A 14,310-nucleotide genomic window follows, 5' to 3' on the forward strand; every position below is an offset into this window, starting at 1 on the left:
GCGATTTGCGAAACGGATGCTTGTCACCATTCACCAGGGAAGCATTCCACTCTCGGTAAAGAATCCTCCGGTTGGGCCTGAAGCATCCAAGGTCGCGTACTTCGCCACGATCTCCGCCGCCCGCTCAACCGAGCGCTTGCCCGTGAAGCCATTGAGGTCGGTCGCGGTGAACCCAGGGTTGACGGCATTGACCCGAAAGTTTTCGCCCTGGAGTTCCTTTGCCAGCAGTACGGTGAATGCGTTGAGTGCTGTCTTCGATGAGCAATATGCCAGCAGATTGACAGGTGCGAACGGGAAATCGGGGTAGCTGTGCAGCGTGAGGGACCCCAGCTCGCTGGAGACGTTGACGATGGTGCGCCTGTGCCCGGCACGCAGTAACGGCAACAGCCGCCGGGTGACCGATACCGGGCCGATTACATTGGCCTCATAGACCTCGCGTAGCGTCTGCGCATCGCACTGGCTGGGAGGCAAGGGTTGGCCGGCAATGCCGGCGTTGTTGACCAGCACATCCAACGATCCGACTTCATCCTGCAGTCGGCCCGCCGCCGTCGCAATGGAATCGGCATCAGTGACGTCAAGGCGGATCGGTCGAACGTCCAGTCCAAGGCGTTCGATACTGGCCTTTGCTTCGGCACCGCGTTGTTCGTCGCGGCTGGCGAGATAGACGATATAGCCGCGTGCGGCCAATTGCTGCGTGATGGCCAGACCGATGCCCTTGTTGGCACCGGTCACCAGCGCCACGGGCTGCGCATCTGTTTTCATGGGGGATTCCTTTGACTTTGAAGAATGCTCATAATATGAAGGTTTCTTCACATTGTGAATTCGCATTCGATGACCGTATCCGCACCACCGCCCAAACCAAGAAAATCGCCCATCCAGACGAGATCCATGGCGACCGTGGACGCCATCCACACGGCAACGATTCAGGTTTTGGCAGCCGAAGGTCTTGCCCTGTGTACAACTACTCGTGTTGCCGAACGCGCAGGGGTGTCGGTCGGCAGTCTCTACCAGTACTACCCCAACCGCAGATCGCTGCTTGCCGCAGTGCTGGGGCGGCACCTCGACCATGTGGCCGAGGCGGTAGAACAGACATGTATCGCGCAGAGAAGCAAGCCGATAGCTGACATGGCACAGGCGCTGGTGCATGCCTTCATCGGTGCGAAGCTGGAACATCCCGCCGCGTCGAAAGCCCTTTATGCGGTGGCCGAAGAGCATGGAGGTGCGGCCCTGGTCACACACGCCAAGGCCCGCATGCACAAAGCGGTGGCTTTGATGCTCGACACGGCCACCGATGCCCGTTTCAATGAGCTGAACACGGTGAGTCTGCTGACCATGAGCGCCATGATCGGCCCAGTGCAGGCTTTGCTGGAAGAGGATGCGTCCGCTGAGTTCACGAAGGCCTTGCGTGCGCATCTATGCAGGCTGATCCAAGCGTATCTTCGATCGGTTTCTCGATCGGCATGAATGGGCGAGTCAACCCAGCGAGGGCCCCCGTTGCCGACCCCTTTCCCACGACACGCCACTGCCGCGTACCGTGGCAGCAAGCTGCTGCCCCAGGCGCTGTTCGATCACCGGCCGCCACGGCACCAGGCTGAACCCCATGCCGTCGTCCAGCATCGCGTAGCGCCCGCTGGCGAGCATGACCGAGCGCCGGTAGATGCCTGCCACGCGCTGCCCGTCCGTCACCGGCCGATGCTCCAGGCCGGTATCGGCGGCAATGTCCTTGGTGACCTGCGCCAGTTCCCGATTGCGCAGCGTACCCAGCAGGTTCCGGGCAAGGATCACGCGCTGCCCGCGCCGCTCGGCCAGCCCCTGTTCCGCCAGGAAGTCGGCGCGCTGCTGGATGGCCTGCTTGGCGTCGCCGCCAAAGCCCAGATCGCCCAGCCCCCGGCCGCCACCGATCAGTTGTTGGTCGAGCCAGGTGGCCCCAATCACGCGAGCCTGCCGCTCGATCGGTAGGTGCGATTTCAGCTCCACCGCCACGCCGCCCAGCCGTTGCGCGTCGTACTGACTGCCACGCTCGGCTAGGTTGTCCGGCACCTTCCATAGGCCTTCGGCCACGCGCTCCACGATGCCGGCCCGGCGCAGGGCTTCCAGCCGCCGGACGTGGGCGGCGATGACTTCCTGCGGGTCGCGTCCGGGCTTGGCCCGGCCCTGTTCGATGGCCAGGTGATGATCGGCGCGGTACAGGCCATCGCTCGCCAGCGCGGCGATGTTCTTGTCGGCGGTGCGCACGTCGGCCGAACCCTTCACCTCCACCACCGCGCCCGTGGGGTAGTTCGCCAACTCGTCGCGGGCGTTCAGCGCGACGTAGTGGGCCTTGCCATCCACGCCGTCGATGACCAGATAGCCCCGGTCGTGCAGCTCGTCGGCCAGCCCCTTCGCGGCAACGCGGCCGATGATGCTGCGGCCATCGTCGCCCGGCTCGAACACGGCGAGCTCGCGCGGCTGACCTCTCATCGCCCGCTGCATCGTTCGGATAATGTCGCCACGCTCGCCCAGGGCGCGCAAGGTCTTCTCGGCATCGGCATGGATGGCCCAGGTGCCGGGCTGCACCTCGTCGGCCAGGCCCAGGCGCTGCAAGTGTTGCAGGCGGCCGATCAGTAGCAGGCGCTGGCGTTGCAAGTTCGGCTCGTTGAAGCGTTCGATCTGCATCCGGCCATCCTCGCCGGCCTCACGTTGCAGCGTGCGGTCGAGGCTCGTCCACCGCTCTTGCGCCACCTCGCGCTGCAAGGTCTGCTGGATCTCCAAATCGGTGCGCGGCCCTAGCCATTCGGTCGCCACCTCGGCAGCGCGGTGGCGGAAGCCATCGGCGATGTAGTCGCCCGCGATGATGAGGTCTTTGCCGGTGTCGTCGCGCCCGCGCACGACGATGTGCGTATGTGGGTTGTCAGTGTTCCAGTGGTTCACGGCCACCCAATCGAGGCCCGTGCCCAAGTCGGCCTCCATGCGCTGCATCAGGTGCCGCGTGTAGGTGCGCAGGTCTTCTAGCTCCGCGCCATCCTCGGGCGAGAGGATGAAGCGGAAATGGTGCCGGTCATCGGCGCAGCGTTCCTTGAAAGCGTCGAGGTCGGCCACATCGGTCTGCGGCCCGTAGGCTTGGCCCGGCTTGCCGTCGCGGCCCACGCCATCGCGCTCGATGTAGCGCAGGTGCTTGGCGAGCGACTGCGGACTGGCGTGACGCTGGTTGACCAGAAGCGTCTTGATGGTCACGCGCCGCGACGTAGGCGTCAGCTTCGCCCCGGCGAAGCGCGCCGCCGTGTGGCCGCGCCCGAGACGCGAGCCGGGGCGCTGGCCGGTGCCGCGCGCCGATGCCGGACGGCGTACCGCGGACTTGCCGCCGCTGGCCTTGCCCGCCTGCTTGAGCACCTTGGAAACGAAGCTCTGCCCCTGGCCCTTGCCCCGGTTCTTCGGGGCGCTGGGGCGCACACGGAGATCGTCGTCGCGGCGGTCGGTCATGGTTGCGCTCCCCACAAGCTACGGCGTGTCCTGTCGTGCGAAGCACACGGACATGTCTGCATTGGCGCGGGCCTCGCTTCCTGCGCGGCACGGCGGCAAAGCCGCTCCGTGCCGCGCAACCCCCATGTGCAGACAAGTTTTCGACGCGGCCCGGTGCCGCGTCCTTTTGTCTTGCCTTCCGCCTTTGCCCCTCGCTGTCGCTCCGGGCGTCGGCGGCCCGGCGGCGCTGTGCTGCTTGCAGCCAGCCCGCCGGCGAACGCGCAGATGGACGTGCTAAGGGCCGCAGGCCAGGCACGTTCGATGCAAGACGCCTGCACACTGGACGGCTGCGCCGGAGACAGCGCGAAGTGCGGCGCGGATGCGCTCGCACTGCACGCGCGACGACACGGCAACAGCAACCGGAACGACATGCCCGATGACACGATGAGATGCACGGCAACGTGCAGCGAGTCGGCCATCATGGGCGTGTCTCCAGCCAGACCGGATGCGCGACGCCGATCACGGCAGATGCGCTGACCGGGCCGAAATAGCGGCTGTCGAACGATGCCGGATTGGTCACGCTCAACAGGAACAGTTCGCCCGGTTCAAGGCGACGGCAAAGCTGCAAGGATGGCAGCGCGCGGCCCAGCCGGTCGGCAGGCAGCGCGGCGGCCGCAGGCACGCCGTCGATGCGTACCTGCCCGGCGACGATGCAAACGTGCTGCGGCGCGACTGCGCCCACACGTTTGAGCAGCGGCACGCGCGTCGGCAGGTAGCCGCGCTGCGCGGCCAGCATGGCGGCCCTGGCGGGCAGCGGCACCAGCACAATGCTGTCCACGGACAACGGACGTGGCAGCGAGGTGGTGCGCGGGTCGAACGGCTCGATGCGATACCAGCCGACCGCCACGCTGTCGGACGGGTTGTAGGTCAGGCGCGGTAGCGGCGACACGAAAGCCGCCCAGGCCAGCGCAGCGAGGCCGACGGCGGCGAAGCCCGCCAGGACGATGCGAGCGCGCCAACGTGCGCGGGGCGAGCGAGGACGCGGCGCGGGGCCGGTTGTGGAAATGCTGTTCATGGCAATGTCCTTCCGGCCAGCCAGGCGGCGTGCCGTTCGATGCTGTATTCGGGCAGCGGCGAGCGCGCTGCGAGCCGGTTGGCGAGCGTGCGCCAGTACGCGGGCGACGTGGCGGCGGATGCGATGCCCAGCGCCTCGATGCCGTCGATGCGTTCCAGCACGGCGCGCACGCTGGCATCGCCTTCGGCGTGCAGCAGCAGGCGTGCACCCGGCTGCACGCCGGGGATGCGTTGCACGGCGTCGAACGGCGTGGCGGTCTGCATCACCATGAGCTGCCAGCGGATCGTGCCGTAGTCGTTGGCCTGCCAGCGGATGCGGCAGAGCATCGCGTTCGGCAGGAACACGGCGCAGCGCCGCCAGCGGTCGAGCTGGAGCGTGCGCGCCGGTTCGCCAAAGCGCAAATAGAGCTTGAAGCGATGTTCGATGTAAGCCAGCGCCACGCGCGTCAGCGGCACGTTGCCGGCCTGGCCGGCGAGTGTCGAAAGCGCGGGCCGCGATCCAGCCGTGGGCGCGTGCGCCGAAGGTAAAGCGGATGCGTTCATGGCGTGCTCTCCGAGGGAAATTCCCGTTCCAGCAGAGCGCGCAAGAGTTCGGCCACGGTCACGCCTCGCGTGAAGGCCGATACCTTGATGCGTGCCCGCATGGCGGGCGTGATGTCGAGCGTCAGGCGGGCCGTGTAGAGGTCGCCCTTGTTGAGTGCATCGGCGTCGCCCTGGCGAATCCACGCCTCGGCGTGCGGATTCGTGGGCGGACGCGCGCCGATGCCAACGCGCTTACGGCGTGGTGGCTGCTTCGCTGTCATGTCGGCCACCGCAGCAGTTCGTCCACCAGGGCGGTGATTTCGCGGGCGGCGGCGCTGTCGGGTGCCGTCTCACGGGCGAGCCGGCCAGCGGCCACGCTGTCGGCGAACACGATGCGCTGATGCACTTCCGAGCGCAGCGCGGGCAGCGGCTGTTCTGCGAGCGATTGCCGCGCCTCGCGGCCGATGATGGTGGTGCTGACGCGCCGGTTGATGACGAAGGCCGCGCGCAGCGCAGGCCGGAACACCTGCGCCTCACGGATCAGCGCCACCATCTCGGCGCTGGCCCAAAGGTCATACGGGCTGGGCTGCACGGGAATCAGCACGCGCTCGGCCGCCAGCAGCGCGGAGCGCGCCAAGGCGGCGATCCTGGGTGGCCCATCAATGACGACGTGATCGGCCCGCCTGGCGAGTTCTGGCGCTTCCTGATGCAGCGTTTCGCGGGCGAGGCCCACGGCGCTGAACAGCCGTGGCAAGCCTTGCTGGCTTCTGCGCTGCGTCCAGTCCAGCGATGAACCCTGCGGGTCGGCATCCAGCAGGACAACATGCTGGCCGCGCATCGCCAGCTCGCCCGCGATGTGCGTGGCGAGCGTGGTCTTGCCGACGCCGCCTTTCTGGTTGAGCAGAGCGAAGATCATGACGCGGCCCTCCGCGTTGGAAAGCCGGTCTTTCGCTCCTGCGTTTGGTGCCGTTGGGTGGTTGTCCACCGAAACGGCGCTTCTCTACTAAAAGTTAGAGAATTAAAGTTAGGAATGTTAGAGGGCGTCAAAACCCAATGCTGGCAATGGTTTGCGGCCGATTTTGTTGCCTGATAGCACGAGGATTTGTTGCCTGATAGCACGAACCTTCTGTTGCCTGATAGCACGAGTGAATTAACAGGTTTTCCCGCAGTTATCCCCGTGCCGTGGGCGGCACGGGCCGGAAAGTCAGCAGCTCGGTTTTCTCGCCGGGCATGCGCTCGATGCCCAGGACGTAGCCGGGCAACGACTGCCGCGCCACCAGAGCGCGCAAGTCGGCGGCGAAGTCGTAGAAGCGCGCCACGCTGCCCGACTTGCGGTACAGGTGCTGGAAGTCGAACTGCCAGCCGTGCTCCTGCCGGCCGCCGTGCTTGCGCACCAGGCGGTAGAGCCAGCGTTCGATGCCGCCAGTGAGCCGGAAATACGTCGGGTCGATGGTCAGCACCAGGGCGGCGTCCACCACGCCCGCATAGAACCAGTCCGGCAGGATCAGCTCGATGCCCTGCGGCGTGCCGCTGGCGTCGGCCAGCTCCTTCCACTCGTTGATCCACGAGAAGCGGTGCAGCCGCCGTCCCGTGGTTTCGCGGATGGACGTGGCCACCGTGGTCGATTGCAGCCGGTCGAGCGCGGCCTTGAGGCGCTGGTAGTCGCGCAGCGACGTACCGCGCCCGATGAAGCGCAGGATTTCGTAGGGGCGCACCTGCATCAGCCGCGAGGTCGGGATGCCCGCATCGCGGGCTTCCACGATCTGGCTGGCGGCCCAGATCAGGATGTCGGCATCCCAGATCGTCGCGATGCCGTGTTCCTGCGTTCCTTCCACGCGGATGGTGATGGCGCCCGCTCGGAAGTCGATCGGCGCGGTGCGCCGCGACTTCGCCAGCGAGAAGAACGGAAAGGCCATCAAGTCCTGGCTGTCGCGCGGCGCCATGTCGCCCGGCAGCGCGCGGAACAGGTCGAGCTGTTCCCGCTGCTGCGCTGGTCGCTGCCGCAGGGGCAGCGATGGGCTGGACATGGCGATGGCCACCGGCGAGCCAGAGATCAGCGGCCGTCACGGTAGTCGCCCGCGTGCCGCTCGGCATATTCCGGGTCGGAAGTCGCCGCGTAGCTGCGCGCATCGGCCCAGGCGTCGAGGTCGCTCACGGCATACATGACGCGGCGGCCGAACTTGCGGAACTTCGGCCCGCCGCCGATCACGCGCTGTTTCTCCAGCGTGCGCGGCGACAGCCGCAGGTAGTCGGCGGCTTCGTCGTTGGTCAGGTAGCGTTGGGGCTGCGCGGGCGCAGCGGCGGCAGGCCGCAAGGGAGCAGGTCGCATGGGAAGTACCTCCATCAAGCCCGGCCACACCACGCGGCCGGATAGAGGCACTTTCAAGAAAGCGAGGCTTCTTGCTAAGGGACGAATTGCAGGGACTGCAAAACGTCCCCCCTTACTGCGCTACCACTGGCGGAAGCTGCGCCAGGCTGCGATAGCCGCCGCGCATCAACGCCTTGCCACGCCGCACCAGCCGCCGAACGCGGGCACGCAAGGCGCTGTCCTTGTGCCAGTCGGCCGCGACGGCATCCGCGCCGAACAAGCCTTCGGCCACCTCGCGCAAGGACGCGCCCGCCAGGGTGGCGTCGAGCGCCTGCAAGGTGTGCAGTTCCAGCACCGCGGCCGGTGTGGGCCGGGAGCGGGCCGCCGCCGTAGGTGCGGCGACGGTCGCGGCCGACAGCGCATCCAGCTCGGCCGCGAGCGTGCGATAGCGCGCGCAGGGCGTGGCGCAGGCGCGGGTGGCGTAGAGGTAGGCCATGCCATCCTCCAGGCCCGGTGCGAGGACGAGCCGCAGGCAGCAGCCGGGCCAGTGCGACACCAGCACCAGGCGCTTGCCGTCGTGGATCAGTTGCTTGCGGCCAGGCACGCGCCAGAACTCGAAGGCGCAGGCGTCAGGCGGCGGGTCAGCATCGGGGTAGAGCTGCACCACGGCATCGTGATCGGGGAACCAGGCCGGATGCGCGTCACGCGCATCCAGGGCGGGATCTTCCAGCAGGCGCAGGCCCCACGCCTGCGCTGCGTCCGGCCGGCGACGACGGCGCCGCCAGTCGCGGCGGTAGTCGGGATTCCTTCGCAGGTACTCCCAGGCCAGCGCAGGGCCGTCCAGGTGCAGGACGTAGAGATAAGCCGCTGTCGGATACCAGTGTTCGGCGCTGCGATCAGTCATGGCGAAACCTCCCTGTGCTTGGGGTGCGTCGCCACGGATTCCGCCGTGCGGGAGCTATCGAATCGCCATCAGGTCGTCATCAAGAAAGGTTAAGCTGTAACTGTCGGTGTCAAGACCGTTTGGCTCCGGCGTGTTGCGGAAATCGTCTGAATGCGACGGCTACGCAACCCGGAAATGGTGCGCGGCATCGGATACCGTGCCGCAGGCCGCGCCAAAGATCATGACTGTTTGCATCAGGCTGGCACCGCTTCGGTGCATCAATGCCGATTGAGACCGTACAGGTCTTGGGTAAGACCGAAATAGTCACAATGCGCCCCGGCTGGCCGGGCTGCGCTGGCCTTCATCAGTCCGTGATCGCGCCGTTTTCCTGCGCCAGCCGGACATATTCCGACAGCGGGCGCAGCGCCTGGAAATAGCGATCCCGCCGCACCGGCAGCTTGCGCGGGCCGACGATGCCGGCCAGGTCGGAGAGCTTGACCGTGCCCAGCGAGGGCATCCCGATACCGAGGTCGATCAGCCCGTAGGCCGTGTCTCCGTCCACCGGGTCGAGCGACACCAGCAGCCAGGTCACATGCGCATCGGGGGTGAACAGCCGCACCACGGGCAACGGGTCGAGGTGCTGGCCAGCGGCGAGCGCCGCGCCGTGGGCGAGCAGCCGGGCGCGTTCGTCGGCGGTGACAAGTGGCAGGGTCATGGCCGGAACCTCCACGAAACCGAGGATGCGCGGATGCGCTTCTGCGTCGAAGCACGGAACCGCCAAACCGTCTCCGTGCTTTCGTGCGCAAGCACGGATGCACAAGCCATCGCATCCTGAGAAGAACGCAAGCGCAAAAGCGGAATTGTAGAAAGCCGGAAAGACACGGATGCGATTCCCCGGTTCTGCTGGAATCCGTAGATACGGATTTCCGTAAAGGCACGGAACAGCGTTTTTTCGCAAATGAGTTAAAGATAACGTGGTTTTAATTGTCCTTCGATTCGACGCTTCTGTCTATGCAGAAGCGATCCGTTCAGCCAGGCCGACCGGCCGGCGTTACCACCTTCGATGCCGATCTGGCGCAAGCCTTCGGCGCGGCGGTGCGCGCGCTACGGATGGAGCGAGGGATTGCGCAAGAATCGCTGGCGCACCTGGCCGGCATCGAGCGTTCGCACATGGGCAAGGTCGAGCGTGGCGAACACATGCCCACGCTGGCGGCCATCTTCAAGATCGCCCGCGCACTCGATTGCAGTACGGCGGTGCTGATGGCCGAGACGGAAAGCCAGATCGCGGCGTCCGAGACGTAGCCGCAAGCGGAGCGCGCAGCGCCGCCAGGCGCGAAGGCGTGAGGGATTGAAGCCACATGGCCGTGACGGCTTGCCGGCACGGGGCGCAGCCCGAAAGCCCGGCGGCGCTTCCAGCGCCGACACGCCATCTTGGGCTTGTTGCCACGGGCTTCGAGCCATTCGACCATCACCGATGCGATGCCGGCCCTGGACATGCGGGGCATGAGAAAACCGCCGAAACCATGTACGTGCGGCGCTGCGATCAGCAGCACCGCGCCCCGCCGAAAGGGACGGGGCGCGGTGGGCGGCCGTCAGGCCGCCTTGGGCTTGCTGCGCGACCAGATCAGGTCGTGCGTGCCGTCCTCGCTCTCGATCAGGCGGGCATAGACCGTCGCCGGGAACGAAGGATCGTCGAGGGATACGGACACGTAGGGCCGTCCGGCTTCACTGGTCTTCTTCCATGCCGCGCCGATGTCGTGGCCGGCCGCCTGAAGGCGGAAGTCGGGGGCGCTTTCGTTGTCGCCCTTGTCGTTGGTAACCAGCTTGACCTTGACGTTGAGGGTCAGGGTGCGAAGCGTGCCGGTGAAGCCGTCTTTCTCTGCGGTGAAGGTGCCGATGTTTGCCATGATGAATTTCCTTTCGGTTGAACAGGGTTCGCGCCCATCGCGTCCTGTTGTGATCCGACCGGCGGGGGACGGGCTGGCTGCACCGCTTGCGGGCGCAACGCAGTGGAGCGCCTGGAAGCGAAAAGAATTTGTCCCGCGAGGAATGCGCGCAGCGCAGGGGAAATTGTTTTCGCTGGAAGGTTGCAGCCATAGAAGCCCGGCCACCGCCAGGATTCACAAACAGACAGGACGCCTTGGGCCGACCCGCTCCGAAAGGAAACATGGCCGACTCGGCTCCCCGCGTGACGGCTTCACCGGCTTGCGCCCTGACACGGGCAAGGACAACGCCCAGCGACAAGGTGAAAGCGTCCCTGACGTAGCAGGTGGCCTCTTGCTTGAGGCGTGGCGTGGAAGCTCCATTGCAAGGCCGGGCGGCGGGTCGGTGAACCGTCCTTCGTGACGTACAAGCGACGAACCGCCAGCGTCGAGGACGGCACGCTTTCCATGCAACCTGTGGCAGCAAGCCAGGGCGTAGGCCCACAAGCCCCGATCATTGTGGCGGCGCGCATTGGGTCGGGATGTCGTCGGCGCTGTGCGCCGACGCACTTATGGGCTTTGATGGGCTTCGAGGGTTTCCCGCGCACTAGATTACTTGTGCGCCGCCCCTGCGCCGCCTGCCCGAAGGCGGCGCAGGGGCGCTCTGGCTTTGGGCCTTGAACACCGGGCGCGGCCACGACCGCGCCCGGATTTTTGGCATTCCCCGCGCCCATGACGGAACGGCTTGGGCGCGGGCTGCTCCCTATTCTTTGGTTTCGATGATCCACCACACGGCACGCGGCAAGGCGCGGCCCGTGATGGGGTGCAGGTCGGTCAGGTCGGCGCGCGCTGTCCAGCCGCGAGGCGGACGGTAGCCGCGCACGTCGCCATCGCCATGCCAGCGGCGGGCGCGTACCGTGCCGGGAGCGTAGATTGCGCCCATGCGTGGGCGGCTCGTGTGGGTGTGGGTGTGGGTCATGGTCGGCATCCTCGGCATGAAGCGCCCCGGTCGAAACCGGGGCGCTTATCTGCGGTGCAGGGTCACGCGGCCAGTGCCTCGGCCTGCGGCTGCTCATCCGCCACGGTGTCGGCGTCCTCCGGCGCTTCGGCTTCGGTCGTCACTTCCTGCGCGTCCTGCTGCGGGCTTTCGTCACGGAAGATGGCAGGCATCCATCCAGTGCCATCTGCCAGCCGCTCGGCTTCGCTGGCAATGTCGGCCTTCTTCAACTTCGCCAGCCGGGTGACATGCTCCGGCGCGAACTCGCCCACGGCATCCAGAATCGCGGCCTTGGAAACGTGCTTGAAGTAGCCTTCGGCGGTCGGCTGCCACCATGCGGCCATGCCCAGCCCTACGGCCTGCGCCAGCTCCGCGCCCGGTTGCTGCGCCGTGGCGCGTGGCGTTACTACATCCACCGTGGACGCCATGCACACGGCCAGCAGCCGCACCAGTTCATCCTGCGGCTTTGCCAGCAGCACGGCGAACAGTTCGGCGCTGTCCTCGGGCAAGGCTTCGCCCGCGACTTCCTGCAAGGTGTGCAGCGCCACGGCGGCAGGCGATTCCGATACGTCAGGGGCAAGGCTTTCCAGCCGGTCTTGCGCTTTGAGGCTCACGCCCAGCGGCAAGTCGTGGCCGTAGTGGCTTCCCTGCAAGACGGTCTGCACCATGCCATGCACCAGCGCGGCCAGCGCCACTTGCGGATGCCGGGCGACTTCGATTTGCAGCGCGACGGTGCGGTGGGCGCTCAACCGCTGCGCCAGCTTGTCGGACATGGCGGCGGTCTTGGGCTGCCCCTCGCTGTCTCCGTCCTCGCCTTCGTCGTCGTTCCCGGCATCCTCGCCGCTGAAACCTTGGCGCAGGCGTTCCAGCGTGCGCAGCGCCTTGGCTTCGGCTTCGCGCAGCAGGCCGCGATGAATCACGGCCTGCCCGTTGCGGTCGATGGTGACGATGGCACCGGCTGCGGCCTTCACTGTCGCACCGTAGTCCTGCAAACCATCTTCCAGCGCCTGCAACTGCTCGCCCAGGGCTTCGCCTTCTTCCTGCAAGGCGTCGGCCTTTTCCTCGTCGTCAGCGTCCAGCGCGTCATCCACGGCTGCGGCCAGTTCGTGCAGCTTGGATTGCAGTTTCTCGATGCGGGCGGCTTCGCGCTTGGTCGGTTCGCGGCGCTCCCTCGGCGCACGCTGGAAAGCGTGCAGGTCGGCATGGGTCACGGCGGGGGTTGCATCCACCCACGTCCAGCCCTCGGCCTTCACCTCGGTGGCGATGCCTGCCAGCTTGTCTTGCGCCAACCGTTCCAGCAGCGCGGCATCGGTCAGATACACGCCCGCATCCCCTTCCGCGAACAGGTCGCGGCGGATGCCGCCGCCTGCGGCTTCGTAGTTGTCCCGCCCAACGAAACGCACCAGCGGATGGCGGTAGGCGTCAATCTCCCTTTCGGTGAGGCGGTCGCGCAGCGCGGACGGCTGGCGCTGCCACGTCGGCGCGTCATAGAAGGCGCTTTCCTGCGCGGCGTGGTCATCGGTGATGGCAAGGGCCATCAACTGGTCAAGGCTCACGGCTTCGGCACGGTAGTCGGCCAGCAGGCGCGGCGAGACGTTCGCCAGCTTCAAGCGGCGCTGCACCACCAGCGGGGACACGCTGAAATCGGCCGCTATGTCCTCGATGGGTCGGCCTTCGGCCACCAGCGCGGCGAAGGCTTCAAACTGGTCTGCCGGGTGCATGGCTTCACGCTGCACGTTCTCGGTGAGGCTGGCCGTGCGGGCGGTGCCATCGGCCACCCGCAGGCAAGGCACCTCCCATTCCTTGCTGATACGGCGCTTCTTCGCCAGCAGCTTCAAGGCGGCAAGGCGACGGCCACCGGCCACGACTTCGTATTGCGCGCCATCGGCGGTTGCGGTGACGATCAGGTTTTGCAGCAGGCCGACACGCTGGATGCTGGCGGCCAGTTCCGGAATGGACATGCGCGGGGTCTTGCGCACGTTGCGACCCTTGGGGCGCGACACCAGCCGCGACAGCGGGACAAGAATCAGGTTCTTGGTGGGGTCCGCAGCTTCCAGCGGGATGGCAGGCGCACCGGTAGCGTGGATGGCTTGGGCTTCGGTGTGATTGATGGCGTTCATGGTGACACTCCTAACGGTTCAGGGATGCAGCAGCGAGGGATGCGGCAAGGGCTGCTGCCTGCCCCTGCCGCGTGGGGAATCAGGCTTTCAACTGGCGCAGGCCATCGGCCAGCAGCCACAGGGCGCGGTTCAAGCGCACATCGGAATCAATGCCCTGCACGGGGCGGGTGCGCTGGCGGCGTCCGTTGGCGCTGCGCCCGGACAAACCGCCTTTGGTCAGGTTCTCCTGGGCGCGGTTGAATACGCTCCACAAGTCCGGGCGGCGGTCATCGAAGCGGCGCGGCATCAGGATTTGCGACTCGGACACCGGCGCGGGCTTGTCCGGGTCGTCGTATTTCAAGGCCAGGGCTGCGCGGGCAAATACTTCGGCTTCGCCCTCGTCGAGCGTCACGGCCCGCATGGCTTCGCGGTTCTCCTTCACGCGCTCGAAGCCGCTCAAGACTTCGTAAGCGCCTTCGATCACGGAACCGGCCACATCGCCTTTGTGGGGAATGCGCACATCGGCCACGGTGTCGCCGCAGACAAGGCCATTGCTGCAAACGAACCGGAACATTCCGGCCAGCATCTGATAGCTGCTGGTGCCGTCGTGCGAGTTCAACAGCACAATTTCATTGGCTTCCGCGCCGTTGATCTGGCTGGCGTGGCGCAGGCGAATCATGTGCTTGGTGAAGTCGCGCCGGTCTGCATGGCGGGTGCGGGTCTGCGCCACCATGAAGGGCTGGAACCCTTCCTTGCGCAGTTCTGCCAGCACGGCGGCGGTGGGGATGTAGCTGTACCGATCGGAACGGCTCTCATGCGGGGCGTCTGCGAAGATGGACGGGGCCACGCGGTGAATCTGGTCGTCGGACAGCGGGTAATCGCTACGCAGTACCGGGGAATGGGAAGCAAAGCGCGAAGCAAGGGGGGATGCGTACATGGTATTTCTCCTGACGAAAAGGGTTTGCTGTTCACACCGCACACCGGATTCCAAGATTCGGAGCCCAGCCTTTGTGGCTGTTCGGTGCGGTTGGCACGAGGAACCCGGTTGGCCCTGTTGCCACCGTCTT

16 protein-coding genes are annotated in these 14,310 nt (G+C 66.4%); 2 read left to right on the plus strand and 14 right to left on the minus strand.

The window, feature by feature from the left end:
- Positions 1–30: 30 nt before the first annotated feature.
- Positions 31–762, minus strand: a complete 732-nt coding sequence (locus tag C666_RS06905) for an SDR family oxidoreductase (protein WP_004335969.1) — start codon at positions 760–762, stop codon at positions 31–33.
- A 126-nt stretch (positions 763–888) separates the two neighbouring features.
- On the opposite strand from C666_RS06905, the gene C666_RS06910 reads away from it, so the two are divergent.
- Positions 889–1,464 (plus strand): TetR/AcrR family transcriptional regulator, encoded by a 576-nt coding sequence (locus tag C666_RS06910; protein ID WP_004335970.1) that lies wholly within the window; start codon positions 889–891, stop codon positions 1,462–1,464.
- 9 nt (positions 1,465–1,473) lie between these two features.
- On the opposite strand, the gene C666_RS06915 is transcribed toward C666_RS06910, so the two are convergent.
- From C666_RS06915 to C666_RS06955, 9 genes are all read right to left on the minus strand, one after another.
- A complete protein-coding gene (locus tag C666_RS06915; RefSeq protein ID WP_004335972.1) occupies positions 1,474–3,459 on the minus strand; it encodes a relaxase/mobilization nuclease domain-containing protein in 1,986 nt (661 codons plus the stop codon).
- Positions 3,460–3,916: 457 nt separating this feature from the next.
- On the minus strand, positions 3,917–4,513 hold the full coding sequence (locus C666_RS06920) for a S26 family signal peptidase (protein ID WP_004335973.1): 597 nt from the start codon (positions 4,511–4,513) through the stop codon (positions 3,917–3,919).
- Positions 4,510–5,055, minus strand: coding sequence for a DUF2840 domain-containing protein (locus tag C666_RS06925; RefSeq protein WP_004335975.1), 546 nt, complete (start codon positions 5,053–5,055; stop codon positions 4,510–4,512). Before C666_RS06925 ends, C666_RS06920 begins: the two co-directional genes overlap by 4 nt.
- Positions 5,052–5,315 (minus strand): hypothetical protein, encoded by a 264-nt coding sequence (locus tag C666_RS06930; RefSeq protein ID WP_004335976.1) that lies wholly within the window; start codon positions 5,313–5,315, stop codon positions 5,052–5,054. The genes C666_RS06925 and C666_RS06930 overlap by 4 nt, the downstream gene beginning before the upstream one ends.
- Positions 5,312–5,950: a ParA family partition ATPase gene (gene parA / locus C666_RS06935; protein WP_004335977.1), complete on the minus strand. Its 639-nt coding sequence runs from the start codon at positions 5,948–5,950 to the stop codon at positions 5,312–5,314. The genes C666_RS06930 and parA overlap by 4 nt, the downstream gene beginning before the upstream one ends.
- 253 nt (positions 5,951–6,203) lie before the next feature.
- Positions 6,204–7,061 (minus strand): replication initiator protein A, encoded by an 858-nt coding sequence (locus C666_RS06940; RefSeq protein ID WP_004335978.1) that lies wholly within the window; start codon positions 7,059–7,061, stop codon positions 6,204–6,206.
- 26 nt (positions 7,062–7,087) lie between these two features.
- A complete protein-coding gene (locus C666_RS06945; RefSeq protein WP_004335979.1) occupies positions 7,088–7,363 on the minus strand; it encodes a helix-turn-helix domain-containing protein in 276 nt (91 codons plus the stop codon).
- Positions 7,364–7,475: 112 nt separating this feature from the next.
- Positions 7,476–8,246, minus strand: a complete 771-nt coding sequence (locus tag C666_RS06950) for a DUF2285 domain-containing protein (RefSeq protein WP_004335980.1) — start codon at positions 8,244–8,246, stop codon at positions 7,476–7,478.
- Positions 8,247–8,589: 343 nt separating this feature from the next.
- Positions 8,590–8,940 (minus strand): DUF2958 domain-containing protein, encoded by a 351-nt coding sequence (locus tag C666_RS06955; RefSeq protein WP_028792031.1) that lies wholly within the window; start codon positions 8,938–8,940, stop codon positions 8,590–8,592.
- 269 nt (positions 8,941–9,209) lie between these two features.
- On the opposite strand from C666_RS06955, the gene C666_RS06960 reads away from it, so the two are divergent.
- On the plus strand, positions 9,210–9,527 hold the full coding sequence (locus C666_RS06960) for a helix-turn-helix domain-containing protein (RefSeq protein ID WP_425427282.1): 318 nt from the start codon (positions 9,210–9,212) through the stop codon (positions 9,525–9,527).
- A 290-nt stretch (positions 9,528–9,817) separates the two neighbouring features.
- On the opposite strand, the gene C666_RS06965 is transcribed toward C666_RS06960, so the two are convergent.
- The 4 genes from C666_RS06965 to C666_RS06980 form a co-directional block, all read right to left on the minus strand.
- Positions 9,818–10,132, minus strand: coding sequence for a DUF736 domain-containing protein (locus tag C666_RS06965; protein WP_004335985.1), 315 nt, complete (start codon positions 10,130–10,132; stop codon positions 9,818–9,820).
- A gap of 778 nt (positions 10,133–10,910) precedes the next feature.
- The gene (locus C666_RS06970; protein ID WP_086013351.1) at positions 10,911–11,126 is read right to left on the minus strand and encodes a hypothetical protein; all 216 of its coding nucleotides are present in this window, start codon (positions 11,124–11,126) and stop codon (positions 10,911–10,913) included.
- 62 nt (positions 11,127–11,188) lie between these two features.
- Positions 11,189–13,264: a ParB/RepB/Spo0J family partition protein gene (locus tag C666_RS06975; protein WP_004335988.1), complete on the minus strand. Its 2,076-nt coding sequence runs from the start codon at positions 13,262–13,264 to the stop codon at positions 11,189–11,191.
- Between the two features lie 79 nt (positions 13,265–13,343).
- On the minus strand, positions 13,344–14,180 hold the full coding sequence (locus tag C666_RS06980; RefSeq protein ID WP_004335989.1) for a DUF932 domain-containing protein: 837 nt from the start codon (positions 14,178–14,180) through the stop codon (positions 13,344–13,346).
- Between the last annotated feature and the right edge of the window lie 130 nt (positions 14,181–14,310).

This window comes from Thauera linaloolentis 47Lol = DSM 12138, assembly GCF_000310205.1.
Taxonomy (GTDB): domain Bacteria; phylum Pseudomonadota; class Gammaproteobacteria; order Burkholderiales; family Rhodocyclaceae; genus Thauera; species Thauera linaloolentis.